Here is a 17,864-nt window from a genome sequence, read left to right on the forward strand (position 1 = left end):
CAGGGGGGACCCTGTGGGAGAGTAGGACGCCGCCGAACAATCATTGTGGGAAAGCCCCGCACCTTATGGTGCGGGGCTTTTCTGCGTTTACGGGCAGTTTTCTCGACCCATGACCCACCGCGTCCCTGTCCCTGTCCCTGTTCACGTACCCCTGTGGGGCTCCGTGAGCCCGGACCCCACAGGGGTGTGTCAGAGGCGGCCGGCGGCCTTCAGGGCCAGGTAGGCGTCCGCGAGGGCGGGGGCCAGGTCGTCCGGCGTCGCGTCCACGACCGTGACCCCGTGCCGCCGAAGCTGGTCCGCGGTCCGCAGACGCTGAGCCTGGTCCTGCGTGGCCGCCGCGGCCTCGTAGACGCCCTCGACCGTGCCACGGGCGCCGGCCATGCGGGCGACGTGCGGATCGGCGACGGAGGCCACCAGCACCGTGTGGCGCTGGGTGAGCTGCGGCAGGACGGGCAGGAGGCCCTCCTCGATCGGGGCCGCGTCCAGACCGGTCAGCAGGACGATCAGGGACCGGCGGGGAGCGCGCGCGAGTGCCGTGGCCGCCAGGCCGCGGGCGTCGGTCTCGACGAGCTCGGCTTCGAGCGGCGCCAGAGCGTCGACCACGGCCGGCAGCACGTCGCTCGCGGAACGGCCCTGGACCTGGGCGCGGAGGCGGCGGTCGTAGGCCAGGAGGTCCACGCGGTCGCCGGCACGGGAGGCCAGGGCGGTCAGCAGGAGCGCGGCGTCCATCGAGGCGTCGAGCCGGGGGACGTCGCCGACGCGACCGGCCGACGTACGGCCGGTGTCTAGGACGATCAGGATGTGCCGGTCCCGCTCGGGACGCCAGGTGCGGACGGCGACCGTCGTCCGGCGGGCGGTGGCCCGCCAGTCGATCGAGCGGGTGTCGTCCCCGGGGACGTACTCGCGGAGGCTGTCGAACTCCGTGCCCTCACCCCGCGTCAGAACACTGGTGCGGCCGTCCAGTTCACGCAGCCGGGCCAGGCGCGACGGCAGGTGCTTGCGGCTGGCGAACGGCGGCAGGACCCGGACCGTCCACGGCACCTCGTGGTTGCCCTGACGGGCGGCCAGGCCGAGCGGGCCGTACGAACGCACGGTGACGCGCTCGGCGCGGTGGTCGCCGCGGCGGCTGGGTCGCAGGGCCGTGGCGAAGCGGCGGCGCTCACCGGCCGGGACCGTCAACTCCTGGCGCGCGGGAGCCTGGGTGCTGCTCGGGGGCCAGGCGTCGCGGAGTCGGGCCCGCAGGCGGCGGCGGGACCGGTTGGTGACCGTGAGCAGGACGTCCGCGCCGTCACCAAGTCGAACGCTTGTGTCACCACTTCGAGTGAACTGGAGCGTTCTCACTGGCGCGGCCAGCGCGTAGTCGCACAGAATTGCTAGCGAGAGGGGCGCGTTCACGGCGAGCATCCCCGTCCAACTGGGGGCGAGGAGACCGACGGGAAGCGATCCGAGGGCGGCGAGCAGCGCGGTGCGTCCGGTGAGGGCCATGGGGCGCCGTTCTCAGCGGGGTACGGGGACGTGGGCGAGGATCGAGTTGATGACGGAGTCGGAGCCGACTCCCTCCATCTCGGCCTCGGGCCGCAGTTGGACGCGGTGACGGAGGGTCGGCAGGGCCAGGGCCTTCACATCGTCCGGGGTGACGTAGTCCCGGCCGGTGAGCCAGGCCCAGGCGCGGGCCGTGGAGAGCAGGGCGGTGGCTCCTCGGGGGGAGACGCCGAGAGTGAGCGAGGGGGATTCACGCGTGGCACGGCAGATATCGACGACATAGCCGGCGATCTCGGGGGAGACCGCCACCTTGGCGACCGCCTCGCGGGCGGCCTCGAGTTCGGCGGGGCCGGCGACCGGGCGGACACCGGCGGCCTTCAGGTCACGAGGGTCGAAGCCCTCGGCGTGACGGGTCAGGACGCTGATCTCGTCCTCGCGTGAAGGCAGCGGGACCGTCAGCTTGAGCAGGAAACGGTCGAGCTGGGCCTCGGGCAGCGGATAGGTGCCCTCGTACTCGACCGGGTTCTGGGTCGCGGCGACCAGGAACGGCTCGGGCAGCAGCCGGGGTTGACCGTCCACGGTGACCTGACGCTCCTCCATGGCCTCCAGGAGCGAGGACTGGGTCTTCGGGGGGGTGCGGTTGATCTCGTCGGCGAGCAGCAGGTTGGTGAAGACCGGGCCGGGCTGGAAGGAGAACTCGGCGGTCCTGCTGTCGTACACGAGCGATCCCGTGATGTCGGCCGGCATCAGGTCGGGGGTGAACTGGACGCGCTTCGTGTCGAGTTCGAGAGCGGAGGCGAGCGCCCGGACGAGGAGGGTCTTCGCGACACCGGGCACGCCTTCGAGGAGGACGTGCCCCCGGCAGAGCAGGGCGACGACGAGACCGGTGACGGCGGGGTCCTGGCCGACCACGGCCTTGCCGATCTCGGTGCGCAGGGCCTCCAGGGAGGCGCGGGCGCTGTCCGAGGTCGTGACGGTCTCGGGGGTCGGGGCGCTCATGAAGTGCGTACCTCTCTTTCGAGGGCGTCGAGTTGGTCCGCCAGGCGGACGAGGGCGGCGTCGTCGGCGGGAGCCGTGCCGAAGAGAAGGTCCCGGTGGTCCGCGGCGGCGGCCGGGACACGGGTGGAGAGTGCGGGAAGGAGGAGTTCGGCCGTGTGGGCGTCCTGGACGGGGACGCCGAGGAGCGGCGCGAGCCGGAGGCGGGTCGCGGTCCGCAGCACGGTCGCGGCGCGGTCGCGGGCGTCGGTCTTGCGGTAGAGGCGGGCGCGGCCCTCGGTGGCCTCGGAGGCGCGGACGGCGACCGGGAGGCGTTCGGCCACGAGGGGGCCGAGCCGGCGGGCCCGCCAGACGGCGGCGAGCAGGGCCGCGACGGCGAGCTGCAGGGTGCCCCACAGCCAGCCGGACGGGATCAGGTCGAGGAAACCGGTGCCGGTGTCCTCGGACCCGGCGTCGGCCGGGACATCGGCCAGTGAGGGGAGGTACCAGACGAGATGGGGCCGGGAGCCGAGGAGTTGCAGCGCGAGGGAGGCGTTGCCCCGCTGGTCGAGCCGCTTGTTGGAGAGGAGTTCGGGGGAGCCGAGCAGCACGGTGTCGGCGGTGCCCTGGCCGGGGACGCGGACCAGGGTCGGCAGGCCGTCCGCGTAGTAGCAGCTGTCGGCGGTCGTGCGGCCGGTGACGTAGCGCTCGCCGCCGAGGTCGACGCTGCCGGCGCGGGTCGCGGCCGTCAGGGTGCAGGCGGGTTCCAGGGCGCCCACCGGGGCGTCGCCGCTGGTGGTGAGGCCGGGGACCAGGGTGCCGAGGGACGGGGTGCCGGCGCCCAGCAGGACGGTGCGGGCTGCCGAGCCCTTCATCGCCGCATGCAGGGTGGACCGCTGGGTGCCGGTGAGCAGGTCCGGTGCCGTGACGAGGAGCGTGGTGTCCGCGCCGGTGGCGGCGGTGGCCCCGGCGAGGGTGGTGGTCACCTCGACGGTGACGCCCTGTGCCTTGAGGAGTTCGGCGAGGGCGCGGCTGCCGGACGGGTCGGCCGAGCGCGGGTCGAGGATGCCGTGGTGGTCGGACGAGTGCATCGTCGCGAGGACGAGGCCGCCGGTCAGGACCAGGGCGAGGAGCAGCAGGGCGCCGCGCGCGCGGGCCCAGAGCTGGCGGGGGGTGAGCGAGGTCGAGGTGGTGGCGGCGGCCGGCCGGCTCATCGGGGGGCCTCCGTGAAGGCGGTGGCGAAGGCGGCCGGTTCGAGGGACGGCCTGGTCCGTTCCACGGCGGTGTCCAGCTGCTCGACGCGCCGGTACGCGGGCTCGTCGGCGGTACGGCCGCCGTACGTCACGTCGTCGAAGGCGCGGGCGGCGGAGCGCAGGCCGTCGGCGTGGGCGGGCAGCGACCGGCCGGCCTCCGCGGCGGCCTCGTCGGCGGTGCGGCCGGGGCGCGGGTCGAGCAGGGCGCGCTCTTCGAGGGAGCGGACGATGGCGCGCATCCGCTCCTGGACGGCCTGGTTCCACTGGCCGGCGGCGGCGTGCCGGGTGGCGGCCGCGCGGTGTTCGGCGGCGGTCCGGGGGCCGTCGTCGAAGAGGGAGTCGCCGCCGCCGGTGGCGGCGGGCGAGCGGCGGGGGGTGCCGAGGCGCCACCACAGGGCGCCGATCACGGCGAGCACGACGACGACGATGGCCACGACGCCGACCACGCCCCCGGGGGTGACCCCGGAGGCCGAGTCGAAGAGGCGTCCGACCCAGTCCCAGAAGCGGTCGAGGCCGCGCTGGAGCAGGTTGGGATCGTTCTCGTGGTACATCGGTTTGGACAGTTCCCGCTCCGCCGCCTCCTGGGCGGGGACGCGGGGGATGTCCACCGGTACGTCGCCGGCCGTGCCCCCCGTGAGCGTCACGCCATCAGCCCTCGTAGCCGGGCAGACCGGCGGCCCGGGCGAGCTCCAGGTCGAGGGCCTCCCGGCGGATGCGCTGGTCGACGTAGAGGAGCGCGGTGACGCCGGCCGAGATCGGGTAGGTGATCGCGTTGACGATCACTCCGCCGATGCCCGTGATGATCAGGAACGACCAGCTGTTCTCGGGCGTGGTGCCCGAGAGGAGGCCGCTGAAGCCGGCGTCGCTGGTGCCTACGGCGATGGCCGCGACGGGGATCGTGATGATCATCGCGACGAGGAAGATCAGCAGCTGGGTGAGGATCGTGATGCCGAAGATGCGCCACCAGGAGCCCTGGACCAGCTTGGCCGAGCGCTTCAGCGACGTGAGCACGCCCTGGCGCTCCAGCATCAGGGCGGGGGAGGCGAGACTGAAGCGGATCGTCAGCCAGACGACCGCCGCGAAGGCCGCGAGCCCGCCGAGGCCGGAGAGGGCCGCGCCGCCCGCCCCGCCGAGGAGCAGCCCCGGCAGCAGGCCGACGAACACGAGGCCGGCGCTCATCACGACGATCAGCAGGGTCAGCCCGAGCAGCGGGAGCAGCCGAGGCCGCGCCTCCCGCCAGGCGGTGCCGAGGGTGACGGGCCGGCCCAGGACGGCGCGGCTGATCACCACGGTGAGCAGGGCGGCGCACACCAGGGTGGCCACCAGCATGATCAGGTAGGCCGGGCCCATGCCGATCAGGCTGTTCTGCATGGCGTCGGCCGACTGCTGAAGCTGCTCCGACGGGCTCGCGTCCGGGTTCACGGCCGGGGCGGCGGGCACGAGATAGCGCTGCGCGAGGATGTCGGCGACCTGGCCGATCACGGCGACCGTGACCGAGATGGTCAGCACCGTCTGCCAGTAGCGGCGCATCGTCGTGACGGCGCCGTCGAGGATCTCGCCCATGGTGAGCGGGCGCAGCGGGATCACTCCCGGCTTCGCGGCCGGCGGCCGGCCCCACTGGTTGTACGGCGGCTGCGGGCCGCCCCGGCCGGGGCCGGACTGCGCCCGGGCCGGCGTCGGGACGCCGGGGGCCGGGGCGGTCGGCGGCTGCCACTGGCCGGCCGGCGGCTGGTCCTTGGACCACTGGGGGGCGGAGCCGTTCACGTCGCCGGGCGAGGCGGGCCGGGGAACACCGGAGCCGTCCTGGCCGTCGGAGGGAGCAGATCCGGGCGAGGTCCAGCCCGGAGTGTCGTTCACGGTCGTCCACCTCGAGGAATGGTCGCGGGGCCGGATCGGCGAACCGGCTCGGTCACTGCGGCCTCCCGCCTGGTACGGCGACGGGCCGGGAGCCATCGTGCCACGCGTGACCCGCCCGCGGGCGGGCCCTGTCCCACCTGGTGCCCTCCGCCCCGGGCGCCGGGAGGCCCGCCGCGCGCGGGAGGCCGGTCGTAGCGTCTCCGCACCATGGGGGAGGGCGGCTGTCGCGCGAAGGGGGCGGAGCACCCGCTCCCGGTCGCCGCGTCGGACGATCTTCGGCGGCTGGCGTGCGGGACGACGGTGTCGGCGTCGGCACGAGCCGTGACGACCGAGGCACGACCGGCAGCGGTCCCGCCTCCTCGGCTATGGGCCGCGGCGGGCGCCGCAAGGTACGGTTCTGGGCGACCACGGGGGTCACGGGCTGGCATGCGTGTCTGACATCAGCACCCACGGACACCGGCGGTTCACGGACGGCGAAGTCGGACGTCGCCGCAGGTCGGTGAGGTATCTCACCAGTCGCCTTGAGACTGATACGGAAATGGGATGTTGTCGGAGCGACCGACGGCGACGGCCCCTCCACCAGCGGGTATCCGCGAGCGAAGGGGCCGTGACATCCATCTCTGACATCAGTTGAGGATTTCGGAGTCCGTGACCGAGTCGGCGAGCCGCCGGAGCGCGGCCGGCTGACGCAACAGCCGGTCGAGCTGACCGACGGCGGCGATCACATCCGGGTCGAGCGCCTCCGCGTAGATGTCGAGCGTTGTCGCGATCCGGCTGTGCCGCAAGATCGAGGCCGTGTCCTCGCCGGCGAGAACGTACTCGTGGGTGCTTCGACCGCGAGGGGCGGGGGCCAGTCGAGTGACCGTCCGGGGGTGGCAGGAGACAGGCTTCGGGGCGTGACGCTCTCTGGTGCGCGTGATGGCGCGGCGGATACGGTTGAGCACGCTGATCAGCTCCTATCGCTGATGGCCGGGTCCCCGGACATCGCCCGTCGCGGGGACCACCTTGCGTACGATGGCCCATAGGGTGCGGCCGCCAAGGCTGGTGGCGAGGAGCCCGAACCGGTCTGCCTGCGCCACCACTTCCAGGACCTCCCGCCATGTCTCGGCCGGGAGGGATTCCGGCACCTCCGCTTCGATCGACGTGTGTCTGACGTGCTGCTCCACGCGTGCGGTGAGTCCGATGGCGGACAGCCGGGCAGCGAGGGCCTCCGCGCGTACTTCTGGAGCAGGCACAGGGCAGCCTCCGTCACCGGCGATCACTTTCAGTGAAGCTAGTTAACTAGATTAGAGCTAGTGGACTAGATTTTCCATATGCCTGAGCAGCCGCCTTACTTGCGCATCGCCGACGAACTCCGCAGGCGGATCGCGGAGCGCGAGTGGACGCCCGGAGACCGGCTTCCTTCCCGTGCTCAGATCGGCCAGGAGTGCGGGGTCGGTGAGAACGTCGTTCGCCGCGCGCAGGAGCTCTTGATCTCCCAGGGCGTGCTGGAGGGGCGGGCCGGGTCGGGGACGTACGTGGCCGAGCCCCGGCAGCGGGTGCGGATGGTTCGGTCCGCAGCTCGCGAGCAGCCCGACGGGTCGCCGTTCCGGGCGGACATGAAGGCCCTGGGGAAGCGGAGCGGCTGGGAGAGCCGGACCGATGCCAAGGTGCCTGCGCCGGCGGAGATCGCTGCTCGGCTCGGGATCGGCGAGGGCGACTTGTGTGTCCGGACCGCTTACGAGTTCCTTGCCGATGGGCGGCCCGTGCAGCTGTCGACGAGCTGGGAACCGTACGACCTCACCGCGGGCACTCTCATCGTGCTTCCCGAAGGCGGGCCCCACGCGGGGGCCGGGGTCGTGAACCGGATGGCCGCGATCGGTGTCACGATCGGCCATGCCGTCGAGCAGCCGGAGCCCCGGCAGGCGACGGCCGAGGAGGCCTCGCTGCTCGGGATTCAGAAGGCTGCTCTCGTCACGCACATCCGGCGGACGTACTACAGCGACGAGGGTCGGCCTGTGGAGACGGCCGACATCGTCGTGCCCGCAGCGCTCTGCGAGATCGTCTACGAGGTGCCGGTCGGGCGGTAGGGCGACGACAGTCGCCTCCGCCCGTGTGGCCGACTCGCTGTAGCGTCTCCGCACAACCAGGGGAGGGGTGGCATGGCGGGTGATCTCCAGTTCAGCTGGGAACTGAGTGGTTCGGGCTGGGCTACATGCCGTGTTGCTGATCGCGATGCCGAGCGGGTGGACGTGGTCAGCTACCTCACGGACGCACTCGGCGACATGCTTCGCGGTGTCGCGGGTCTCTACGGGCCGGCGGCGGTCCAGCGGGTGTCCTTCGAGCTTGAGCCGGCCGAGGTGCGATGGGTTCTCCGGGGGCGAGGCTCCCACGTGGAGATCGCGATCTACGAGTTCCCGGACATGATGGCGAGCTGGAACGCGCCTGACGAGCAAGGCACTCTTGTGTGGAGATCCACGCAGTCCCGCCGCGAGCTTGGCCATGCCGTTGTGGAGGCCGCGCAGGCAGTGCTCTCGCGTCACGGGGAAGGCGGCTATCGAGCGAAGTGGGTGGAGCACCCCTTCCCCGTGGCCGCGCTGAATGATCTTCGGCGGCTGCACGTGAGTGGCGACCGGTGTCAGCTCCGGCATGGGACCTGACGGCCGGGCCGGCGGTCGTCGGGTTCCCTGGCTATGGGTTGTGGTCGGCGCCGCAAGGTACGGTTCGGGGCGACCACGGGGGTTACGGGGCTGACATCCAAGTTGACATCAACACCCACAGACACCGGCGGTAAACGGTGGGCAATCGGGGACGTCGCCGCAGGTCAGTGAGCTATCTCACCAGCCGCTTTGATACTGATACGGAAATGGGATGATGTCGATATGAAGGGACGCGTTCTTGTCGTCGATGACGACACCGCACTGGCCGAGATGCTCGGGATCGTGCTGCGTGGTGAGGGTTTCGAGCCGTCGTTCGTTGCGGACGGTGACAAGGCACTCGCCGCTTTTCGGGAGGCCAAGCCGGATCTCGTGCTGCTCGATCTGATGCTGCCCGGTCGGGACGGTATCGAGGTCTGCCGCCTGATCAGGGCCGAGTCCGGGGTGCCGATCGTCATGCTCACGGCCAAGAGCGACACGGTCGACGTCGTGGTGGGCCTGGAGTCCGGGGCCGACGACTACATCGTCAAGCCGTTCAAGCCGAAGGAGCTCGTCGCCCGGATCCGGGCGCGGCTGCGGAGGTCCGAGGAGCCCGCGCCGGAGCAGCTGGCCATCGGTGACCTGGTCATCGACGTGGCCGGGCACTCGGTGAAGCGGGACGGGCTGGCGATCGCGCTGACGCCGCTCGAGTTCGATCTGCTGGTGGCGCTGGCGCGCAAGCCGTGGCAGGTGTTCACCCGTGAGGTCCTGCTGGAACAGGTCTGGGGCTACCGGCACGCGGCCGACACCCGGCTGGTGAACGTGCACGTGCAGCGGCTGCGCTCGAAGGTCGAGAAGGATCCGGAGCGCCCCGAGATCGTCGTGACCGTCCGCGGTGTCGGTTACAAGGCAGGACCGAGCTGAGATGAGCGCAGGCAGTACTGCTCCGAAGCCCGGGGATCCGGGAGTCCGTACGGGGCGGGCTGCCGGACCGGGGCGGGGGGGCTCGCGTTTCGGCCGTCTGCTCCAGGACGGTGCGTCGGGCGGGCCCGCGTTCCGGCTCGTCGCGCGCTGGGTGCGCCGGCCGCTGCTGCCCGCCGTACGGCTGTGGCGGCGCAACCTCCAGGTGAGGGTGGTCGCGGGCACCCTGCTCATGTCGCTCGGCGTCGTGCTCCTGCTCGGCCTGGTCGTCATCGGCCAGGTGCGCAACGGGTTGCTCGACGCCAAGGAGAGGGCCGCCCAGAGCCAGGCCGCCGGTGGTTTCTCGGCCGCCCAGGACAAGGCGGCGACCACGCCGTCCGCGCCGGGCGCGCAGGACGGCGGTCGCACCGGAGCGTCGGTGAACTGGCGCTCGACGCTGGTCGAGCAGCTGGCGAGCGGCGGCCAGAGCGCGTTCAACGTGGTCGCGCTGTCGCTGGAGACCGGGAACACGGCCAGCCGGGGCGCCCGCGCCTCCGGTGAGGTCGATCCGACCACCAGCATCCCCGCCGAGCTGCGGCACAACGTCGCGCAGGGCACCAGCACCTTCCAGCAGCCCGCGCGGATCCACTACACCAGCGGCAAGGAGTCCGAGCCCGGCCTGGTGATCGGCAAGCGGCTCAACGACGCCGACGGCACGCCGTACGAGCTGTACTACCTCTTTCCGCTGACCCAGGAGGAGGACTCCCTCTCCCTGGTCAAGACCACCCTCGCGACCGCCGGACTGTTCGTCGTGGTGCTCCTCGGCGCCATCGCCTGGCTGGTGGTGCGCCAGGTCGTCACCCCCGTACGGATGGCCGCCGCGGTCGCCGAGCGGCTGTCGGCCAGCGGGCTCCAGGAACGCATGAAGGTCACCGGCGAGGACGACATCGCGCGCCTCGGCGAGGCCTTCAACAAGATGGCGCAGACCCTCCAGCTCAAGATCCAGCAGATGGAGGACCTGTCGCGGATGCAGCGGCGCTTCGTCTCGGACGTCTCGCACGAGCTGCGCACCCCGCTGACGACGGTCCGGATGGCGGCCGACGTCATCCACGAGGCCCGGGTCGACTTCGACCCGATCACCGCGCGCTCCGCCGAGCTCCTCGGGGACCAGCTCGACCGGTTCGAGTCGCTGCTGTCGGACCTGCTGGAGATCAGCCGCTTCGACGCGGGCGCCGCGGCCCTGGAGGCCGAGCCGATAGACCTGCGCCAGGTCGTGCGCCGGGTCATCGGCGGCGCCGAGCCGCTGGCCGAGCGCAAGGGCAGCCGGATCGTCGTCATCGGCGACGAGCAGCCCGTGGTGGCCGAGGCGGACGCCCGCCGGGTCGAGCGGGTGCTGCGCAACCTGGTCGTGAACGCCGTCGAGCACGGCGAGGGCCGGGACGTGACCGTGCGGCTGGCCGCCGCCGGCGGGGCCGTGGCCGTCGCCGTGCGCGACTACGGCATCGGGCTCAAGCCCGGCGAGGCGACCCGGGTCTTCAGCCGGTTCTGGCGGGCCGACCCGTCCCGCGCGCGCACCACCGGCGGTACGGGCCTCGGCCTGTCGATCGCCGTCGAGGACGCGCGGCTGCACGGCGGCTGGCTCCAGGCCTGGGGCGAGCCCGGTGGCGGCTCGCAGTTCCGGCTGACCCTGCCGCGCACCGCGGACGAGCCGCTGCGCGGTTCGCCGATCCCGCTGGAGCCGGAGGACTCGCGGCGCAACCGCGAGCAGGCGGCGGCCGGGGCACGCCTGACGGCGGTGCCCGCGCAGCCCGCCGGGGAGCACCCGGCGCTGTCCGTGCCGCCGCGGGGACCGGCCGTGCCGCGCGGGACGGTGGATCCGACGGCGCTGCCGGGCAGCGGCGCGCGGGTGGTCCCGCGGCCCGCGGCGGGTGGAGACGAGGAAGCGGGTGCCGGGGGCGAGCCGATGGCGTCGTCGCGCGCCGAGCAGGAGGGCGGGACACGTGGGCGCTGACCTTCGAGGGACGCGGGAGGCCCTGGGGCGGGGACGGTCGGTGCGCGGGGTGGTGCTGCTGGCCTGCGGCTCGCTGCTGGCGGCCGGCTGCGCGAGCATGCCCGACAGCGGGGACGTACGGGCGGTGAAGGCGTCCAACGCGGGCGACTCGCAGGTGCGGGTGTACGCGGTCGCGCCCCGGGACAACGCCGACCCGGAGGAGATCGTCGACGGCTTCCTGGAGGCCATGACGAGTGACGACCCCGGCTTCTCGACGGCGCGGAAGTACCTGACCCGGCAGGCGGCGCGCACGTGGCGGCCGGAGGCGAGCATCACCGTGCTCACCAACGCGCCCGACCGCGACCAGGCCGACCGGATGGCCGACACGGAGAACCAGGGGCGGTCGTACCCGATCTCCGGGCGGCGGATCGCGAAGGTCGACGCCCGGCACGCGTACCGGCCGGAGGTGCCGGCCGAGTTCAACGAGTCGATCCACGTGGTGCAGCAGCCCTCGCCGGACGGCAAGGGCAAGGAGTGGCGCATCGACAGCCTGCCCTCGGGCCTGGTGCTCGGTGAGGCGGACTTCCTGCGCAACTACCGCTCGGTCAACAAGTACTACTTCGCCTCCGGGGAGAACTGGGTCGTCGCCGACCCGGTCTACATCCGGCAGCGGCAGGACCCGGTCACCCGGATGGATCCGGTGACGCAGACGGTGAAGGCGCTCCTGGAGGGCCCGACGGGCTGGCTCGGGCCGGCCGTCGACTCGCGCTTCCCCTCCGGCACGGAGCTGAAGAAGGGCGTCACGACCCTCACGACCGACGACCAGTCGACGCTGAAGGTCCCGCTCAACGCCAAGGCCGACCACGTCAGCGCCCTGGTGTGCAAGGGCATGGCGGCGCAACTGCTCTTCACCCTCGGCGACCTGACGTCGGCACGGGTGGAGCAGGTGGAGCTCCAGGGCAGCGACGGCAACCGGATCTGCATGCTCGGCAAGGGGCAGGCCATCGAGGAGTACTCGGCGGTGCGCGACCCGGGCCGGGGCGAGAACCCCTTCTTCGTCGACGAGCACGGCAAGCTGATGATGCTGTCGGTCGCCTCGAAGCAGCTGGACAAGCCGGTGGAGGTGCCCGGGCCGTTCGGCCGGGGCACGCTGCCGCTGACGTACGTGGCGGTGGACCGCGAGGAGAACCGGGCGGCCGGGGTCGTGCAGGAGGGCCGCGCGCTGCGGGTCGCGTCGATCACCTCCGACGAGGAGCCGGCCGCGCCGATCGTGACCAGCGCCGGACTGCGGCGCGAGGACCGTCTGTCGGCGCCGAGCTGGGACGGCCACGGCGACCTGTGGGTCGCCGACCGCAACCGGGCCAAGCCGCGCCTGTGGATGGTGCCCGGCGGCCAGGGCGATCCGGTCGAGGTCAGCACGCCGTGGCTGAAGGACGGCGCGCGGATCGAGTCGCTGCGGGTCTCCGCCGACGGGGTGCGGATCGCGCTGCTCGTGACGAAGGACGACCGCACGACCCTCCAGATCGGCCGGGTGGAGCGCACCCGCAGCGAGGGGCACGAGAGCGTCTCCGTCGAGTCCCCGCAGCGCGCGGCGCCGCGCCTGGAGTCCGTCACCGCCGTGTCCTGGGCCGGACCGAGCCGCCTGGTCGTGGTCGGTACGGAGGCCGGCGGGGTGCAGCAGGTGCGGTACGTGCAGACGGACGGGTCGACGTCGGCGACCTCGGTCCTGCCGGGCCTGAACGGGGTCACGGCGGTCGCCGCGCCGCACGGCGAACAGTCGCCGGTGGTCGCGGACTCCGACAACGACGGCATCGTGCGGCTGGTGCCCGGGGCGAACTGGCAGCCCATCGTCAAGGCGGGCCGGCAGCCGGTCTATCCGGGCTGACGGCGGTTTTCCACAGGGGTGGCCGCGGGGGCTCCGCGGGAGGACAGTGGAGCCATGCGGGGGTGGTGGCGCGAGATCGCCGGGCTGGTGCTGCCGGTCGCCTGCGGAGGCTGCGGGAGGCCCCGTACGGCGCTGTGCCCGCGCTGCGGGACCGGGCTGACCGGCGCCGGTCCCCGCAGGGTGCGCCCGTGGCCCGAGCCCCCGGGGCTGCCGGTCGTCCATGCCGCCGCGCCGTACGAGGGTGCCGTGCGCGCGCTGCTCCTCGCCCACAAGGAGCGCGGGGCGCTGCCCCTCGCCGGAGCCCTCGGCGCCGCGCTGGCGGGGGCCGTGGAGGCCGCTGCCGGGCCCTCTGAGGCGTTCGGGGGCGGACCGCTGCTCCTGGTACCGGTGCCTTCCTCGCGGCGCTCCGTGCGCGCGCGTGGCCACGATCCGACCCGGCGGATCGCGCTGGCCGCGGCGGCCCGGCTGCGCCGTACGGGACGGGCCGCGCGGGTCCTGCCGGTGCTGCGCCAGGGCAGGGCGGTCGCCGACCAGACGGGGCTCGGGGCGCGCGGGCGGTTCGCCAACCTGGCGGGGGCACTGGAGGTCGCCCCGGCCGGCGTACGGCTCCTGGACGAGGCCGCGCGCAAGGCCGCGCGATGCGTTCTCGTGGACGACCTGATGACCACGGGGGCTTCGCTCGCGGAAGCGGCGAGGGCACTGAGTGCCGCACTCACTCACGTACACCCGTTGTTCATTCCCGGATTACCGGACAGCCCGAAGAGACGAGGGACGGAAAGCCTTTTCGAACAGCCCGCGGCGGCTGTGGTCGCATCCTCTCCGGCTTCGTTCGAAATAAACCGGAACTCCCGGGGAACTTGCATCGTTGCAGGTGGTGAGAGGTAAGAACACCCGAATGGAGGTAAGTCCCGTCAGCGGGTGACGACACCCGTCCGAACGAGCTATGTTCGGTTGTGAGGAATGGCGAAGGCTACGCCTCACGCTCATGCACGGGTGCGCCTACAGGACAGGAGTTCAGGGCGAATTAACCTCTTGCTCGATGGGGTGGGGTGCTTGTCGACTGGGGAGGAGAGGGGCGAAGTCGCCAAGTCCGAGACCCCGGCAATCGCCGGAGTCTGGTGCAAAGGGAGATGCTCGACGGCCAAGGAGCCGTAGTGAGCGATCCGGGAACGGAGTTCTGCGTGGACATCGTCGTCAAGGGCCGCAAGACCGAGGTGCCCGAGCGGTTCCGTAAGCACGTGGCCGAGAAGCTGAAGCTGGAGAAGATCCAGAAGCTCGACGGCAAGGTGATCAGCCTCGACGTCGAGGTGTCCAAGGAGCACAACCCGCGGCAGGCCGACCGGTCCGACCGCGTGGAGATCACCCTCCACTCCCGAGGCCCGGTGATCCGGGCGGAGGCGGCGGCAGGCGACCCGTACGCAGCGCTCGACCTCGCCAGCGACAAGCTGGAGGCCCGACTGCGCAAGCAGCACGACAAGAGGTTCACCCGCCGTGGCAACGGCAGGCTTTCGGCGGCGGAGGTCGCCGACGTGGTGCCGGGCGTCGCGTCGCTGAACGGCAACGGCGAGGTGGTGCCGGAGAAGACCGGCACCGTCCCCACCACGATGATGGGTTCGATCGAGGTCCAGGGCGAAGGACCGCTGGTGGTCCGCGAGAAGACCCACAAGGCCGCCCCCATGACGCTCGACCAGGCGCTCTACGAGATGGAGCTGGTCGGGCACGACTTCTACCTCTTCGTCGACTCCGACACGAAGCAGCCGAGTGTCGTCTACCGGCGGCACGCCTACGACTACGGCGTCATCCACCTGGAGAGCGACCCGCTCGCGGGTGAGGACCTCGGTGGTGCGGGCGGTGCGCTCGGCGGCTGATCCGGCCCGCCCGAGCCCGCTCGTCGGCCGAGCCGCGGTCGCGGTTCCGACCTGGTGCCCCTGGAGCGCCCCCCGCGCTCCCAGGGGCACCCCTGTGCGACCGGAAGTGACGGAATGCGACCGCGTGCGACCACGCGTTCACCGCGAGGGCGCCGAGGCATGAAATCATGTCGTGCACGCCAACCGGAGCTCCCCGAGCAGCGGTTGGAGGGCCGAAAGCGATGCAGTAAACAACTTCAGGCCACGGCCTTCAGGGGGAGGAACGATGGCGGACAGCTTCGGGCCGGTGCACGGCGGGCGAGAGTCTCTGGGCACGGTGAACCCGGAGGGATCGGATTCGGCCGTCGGCGCGTCACGCGACGAGCCGATCCGGGTCCTCGTCGTTGACGATCACGCCCTTTTCCGCCGCGGTCTGGAGATCGTCCTCGCGCAGGAGGAGGACATCCAGGTCGTCGGCGAGGCCGGGGACGGGGCGGAGGCCGTCGACAAGGCGGCCGATCTGCTGCCCGACATCGTGCTGATGGACGTGCGGATGCCCAAGCGCGGCGGGATCGAGGCCTGCACCTCCATCAAGGAGGTCGCCCCCAGCGCGAAGATCATCATGCTGACGATCAGCGACGAGGAGGCCGACCTCTACGACGCGATCAAGGCGGGCGCCACCGGCTATCTCCTGAAGGAGATCTCCACCGACGAGGTCGCCACCGCGATCCGGGCCGTCGCCGACGGCCAGTCGCAGATCAGCCCGTCGATGGCGTCGAAGCTGCTCACCGAGTTCAAGTCGATGATCCAGCGCACCGACGAGCGCCGCCTGGTGCCCGCGCCCCGGCTGACCGACCGCGAGCTGGAGGTCCTCAAGCTGGTCGCGACCGGGATGAACAACCGGGACATCGCCAAGCAGCTGTTCATCTCCGAGAACACTGTGAAGAACCACGTGCGGAACATCCTGGAGAAGCTCCAGCTGCACTCCCGGATGGAAGCCGTGGTCTACGCGATGCGGGAGAAGATCCTCGAGATCCGCTGACGGACCGGCCCCGGCACCACCGACGGACCGGCCCCGGCGGCCCCTCTCAGCCGAGCGACTTGACGAGCTCTGCCGTGAGTTCCGGAGCATCCACGCGCTCCACCGCCACCGCGTCGCAGCCCACCCACTCGGCCGCCTCGCGCAGCGCCCGTGCCACCGCGGGCACCGCCTTCGGGCCCTCCAGGGACACCTGCCGGGCGACCAGCGTCCCGCCCTCACGCGCCGGGTCCACCCGGCCGACCAGCCGGCCGCCGGACAGCACCGGCATGGCGAAGTAGCCGTACACCCGCTTCGGCTTCGGCACGTACGCCTCCAGGCGGTGCGTGAAGCCGAAGATGCGCTCGGTGCGGGCCCGCTCCCAGATCAGCGAGTCGAAGGGCGACAGCAGCGTCGTCCGGTGCCGCCCGCGCGGCTCGCTCGCGAGCGCCGCCGGATCCGCCCAGGCCGGCTTCCCCCAGCCCGCCACGGTCACCGGGACGAGCCCCGAGTCCGCCACCACCGCGTCGAACGCCTCGCCCTTGATCCGGTGGTAGTCGGCGAGGTCCGCGCGGGTGCCGACGCCCAGCGCCTCGCCCGCCTGCCGCACGAGCCGCCGCAGGCACTCCGTGTCGTCCAGGTCGTCGTGGAGCAGCGCCGCCGGGACGGCGCGCTCGGCCAGGTCGTAGACCCGCTTCCAGCCGCGCCGCTCGGTGACCACCACCTCGCCGTACATCAGCGCCCGCTCGACGGCGATCTTCGCGTCGGACCAGTCCCACCACTCGCCCTTGTTCTTCGCGCCGCCGAGCTCGGTCGCCGTCCGCGGGCCCTCGTCCCGCAGCTGCCGGATCACGGCCTCGTACGCCCCCTCCGACAGCTCATGGCCCCAGTGCGGGCGGTCGCGGTAGGCGCGGCGGCGGAACGCGAAGAGCGGCCACTCCTCGATCGGCAGGATGCAGGCGGCGTGCGACCAGTACTCGAAGGCGTGGCCCTCGGTCCAGTACGCGTCCTCGACCGTGGTGCGGCCGACGGCGCCCAGACGCGCGTACGGGATGAGCTCGTGCGAGCGGGCCAGCACGGAGATGGTGTCCAGCTGGACCTGCCCCAGGTGGCGCAGCACCCCGCGCACCCCGGCCCGGCGGTCGGGGGAGCCGAGGAAGCCCTGGGCCCGCAGGGCGATCCGGCGGGCGTCGTCGGCGGACAGTTCGGCGGCGGGGCGCGGGGCGGTCGTCATGATCCGACCCTAGAGGGCGGCACCGACAACGACCGGGCCCGCCGTCAGCCGCCGTGCCGGAGGTACGGCAGCTTCGACGGCAGGCCCAGGTCGGACGGGAGCAGCGAGCCGATCCAGGAGTCGCGGACCGTGCCCTTGTTGACCAGGCCCGCCCGCTCGACGCCCTCCACGGTGAAGCCGGCCCGCTCGGCCACGGCCCGCGAGGGGGCGTTGCCGACCTCGGCGCGCCACAGCAGGCGGTGACAGCCGAGCGCGGTGAAGGCCCAGTGGGCCACGGCGCGGACGGTCTCGGTCATGTAGCCGTGGCCGCGGTGCTCCTCGGCCAGCCAGTAGCCGACCTCCAGGACGCCCTCCCCGCGGGTCATCAGACCGGTCGCGGCCAGCAGCGGCCCGCCCTGGACCGGCTCGACGGCGAAGGTGTACTCCCGGTCGGTGCTCCAGCCCTCCGGCACCAGACGGGTGACGAAGAACTCGGCGTCGTGACGCGTGTACGGCGAGGGGACCGTGGTCCAGCGCTGGATGGCGGGGTTCTGGCAGGCGGCGTGGACCGCGTCGGCGTCCTCGGGGGTGAAGAGGCGCAGACGCAGTCGTTCCGTGGTCAGCGTGATGGGCTCCATGACGGAATTGTGGTGACCCGCCCGACCCGATGCGAACACTTTTCGGTAAGGGGGCGGCACCTTACGGTGGCCTCGTGCGTTCTCTCTGAGGGAGGCCTCACGGGCGGTAGCGGGGCTTCGGCACAGCGGGCCTCCCTCCGCGAGGGCGGTCTCGCTTACGATGGCCGTTGCGGTGGGGACCACCTGCCGTG

Annotated in this window: 17 protein-coding genes; 8 read left to right on the forward strand and 9 right to left on the reverse strand. The window is 72.4% G+C overall.

The genetic code is table 11. From position 1 onward, the window contains the following. Positions 1 to 189 precede the first annotated feature (189 nt). The 7 genes from AB0Q96_RS02530 to AB0Q96_RS02560 form a co-directional block, all read right to left on the reverse strand. Entirely contained in the window at positions 190 to 1,485 is a 1,296-nt protein-coding gene (locus AB0Q96_RS02530; RefSeq protein WP_365321188.1) for a DUF58 domain-containing protein, read from the reverse strand. Positions 1,486 to 1,497: 12 nt separating this feature from the next. Then, positions 1,498 to 2,481 (reverse strand): MoxR family ATPase, encoded by a 984-nt coding sequence (locus AB0Q96_RS02535; RefSeq protein ID WP_365321189.1) that lies wholly within the window; start codon positions 2,479 to 2,481, stop codon positions 1,498 to 1,500. Beyond that, complete coding sequence (locus AB0Q96_RS02540) at positions 2,478 to 3,671, reverse strand: DUF4350 domain-containing protein (protein WP_365321190.1); 1,194 nt, start codon at positions 3,669 to 3,671, stop codon at positions 2,478 to 2,480. Before AB0Q96_RS02540 ends, AB0Q96_RS02535 begins: the two co-directional genes overlap by 4 nt. Next, the gene (locus AB0Q96_RS02545) at positions 3,668 to 4,354 is read right to left on the reverse strand and encodes a DUF4129 domain-containing protein (protein WP_365321191.1); all 687 of its coding nucleotides are present in this window, start codon (positions 4,352 to 4,354) and stop codon (positions 3,668 to 3,670) included. The genes AB0Q96_RS02540 and AB0Q96_RS02545 overlap by 4 nt, the downstream gene beginning before the upstream one ends. A gap of 4 nt (positions 4,355 to 4,358) precedes the next feature. Continuing rightward, positions 4,359 to 5,567 (reverse strand): hypothetical protein, encoded by a 1,209-nt coding sequence (locus AB0Q96_RS02550; RefSeq protein ID WP_365321192.1) that lies wholly within the window; start codon positions 5,565 to 5,567, stop codon positions 4,359 to 4,361. Between the two features lie 626 nt (positions 5,568 to 6,193). Further along, a complete protein-coding gene (locus AB0Q96_RS02555; RefSeq protein WP_365321193.1) occupies positions 6,194 to 6,511 on the reverse strand; it encodes a hypothetical protein in 318 nt (105 codons plus the stop codon). 12 nt (positions 6,512 to 6,523) lie between these two features. Continuing rightward, a complete protein-coding gene (locus tag AB0Q96_RS02560) occupies positions 6,524 to 6,802 on the reverse strand; it encodes a hypothetical protein (protein ID WP_365321646.1) in 279 nt (92 codons plus the stop codon). Positions 6,803 to 6,880: 78 nt separating this feature from the next. Between AB0Q96_RS02560 and AB0Q96_RS02565 the strand changes: the two genes are divergently transcribed. The 8 genes from AB0Q96_RS02565 (at position 6,881) to AB0Q96_RS02600 (ending at position 15,846) form a co-directional block, all read left to right on the forward strand. Beyond that, positions 6,881 to 7,636 carry a GntR family transcriptional regulator gene (locus tag AB0Q96_RS02565; RefSeq protein ID WP_365321194.1) on the forward strand — a complete coding sequence of 252 codons (756 nt, stop codon included), beginning with the start codon at positions 6,881 to 6,883 and terminating at the stop codon, positions 7,634 to 7,636. Positions 7,637 to 7,708: 72 nt separating this feature from the next. Then, a complete protein-coding gene (locus tag AB0Q96_RS02570) occupies positions 7,709 to 8,206 on the forward strand; it encodes a hypothetical protein (RefSeq protein WP_365321195.1) in 498 nt (165 codons plus the stop codon). Positions 8,207 to 8,428: 222 nt separating this feature from the next. Further along, a complete protein-coding gene (gene mtrA, locus AB0Q96_RS02575) occupies positions 8,429 to 9,106 on the forward strand; it encodes a two-component system response regulator MtrA (protein WP_365321648.1) in 678 nt (225 codons plus the stop codon). A 1-nt stretch (position 9,107) separates the two neighbouring features. Next, complete coding sequence (gene mtrB, locus AB0Q96_RS02580; RefSeq protein ID WP_365321196.1) at positions 9,108 to 11,093, forward strand: MtrAB system histidine kinase MtrB; 1,986 nt, start codon at positions 9,108 to 9,110, stop codon at positions 11,091 to 11,093. 97 nt (positions 11,094 to 11,190) lie between these two features. Next, positions 11,191 to 12,957 (forward strand): LpqB family beta-propeller domain-containing protein, encoded by a 1,767-nt coding sequence (locus tag AB0Q96_RS02585; protein WP_365321650.1) that lies wholly within the window; start codon positions 11,191 to 11,193, stop codon positions 12,955 to 12,957. A 54-nt stretch (positions 12,958 to 13,011) separates the two neighbouring features. Continuing rightward, positions 13,012 to 13,842 carry a ComF family protein gene (locus tag AB0Q96_RS02590; RefSeq protein ID WP_365321197.1) on the forward strand — a complete coding sequence of 277 codons (831 nt, stop codon included), beginning with the start codon at positions 13,012 to 13,014 and terminating at the stop codon, positions 13,840 to 13,842. A 245-nt stretch (positions 13,843 to 14,087) separates the two neighbouring features. Then, a complete protein-coding gene (gene raiA / locus AB0Q96_RS02595; protein ID WP_365321198.1) occupies positions 14,088 to 14,825 on the forward strand; it encodes a ribosome-associated translation inhibitor RaiA in 738 nt (245 codons plus the stop codon). A gap of 265 nt (positions 14,826 to 15,090) precedes the next feature. Then, positions 15,091 to 15,846, forward strand: coding sequence for a response regulator transcription factor (locus AB0Q96_RS02600; RefSeq protein ID WP_365321199.1), 756 nt, complete (start codon positions 15,091 to 15,093; stop codon positions 15,844 to 15,846). A 46-nt stretch (positions 15,847 to 15,892) separates the two neighbouring features. Here the strand turns inward: AB0Q96_RS02600 and AB0Q96_RS02605 are convergent, their stop codons facing one another. Next, entirely contained in the window at positions 15,893 to 17,056 is a 1,164-nt protein-coding gene (locus AB0Q96_RS02605) for a crosslink repair DNA glycosylase YcaQ family protein (RefSeq protein WP_365321200.1), read from the reverse strand. Between the two features lie 44 nt (positions 17,057 to 17,100). Continuing rightward, positions 17,101 to 17,673, reverse strand: coding sequence for a GNAT family N-acetyltransferase (locus tag AB0Q96_RS02610; protein ID WP_365321201.1), 573 nt, complete (start codon positions 17,671 to 17,673; stop codon positions 17,101 to 17,103). Positions 17,674 to 17,864 lie beyond the last annotated feature (191 nt).

This window comes from Streptomyces sp. NPDC093111 (assembly GCF_040683955.1).
Lineage (GTDB): Bacteria > Actinomycetota > Actinomycetes > Streptomycetales > Streptomycetaceae > Streptomyces.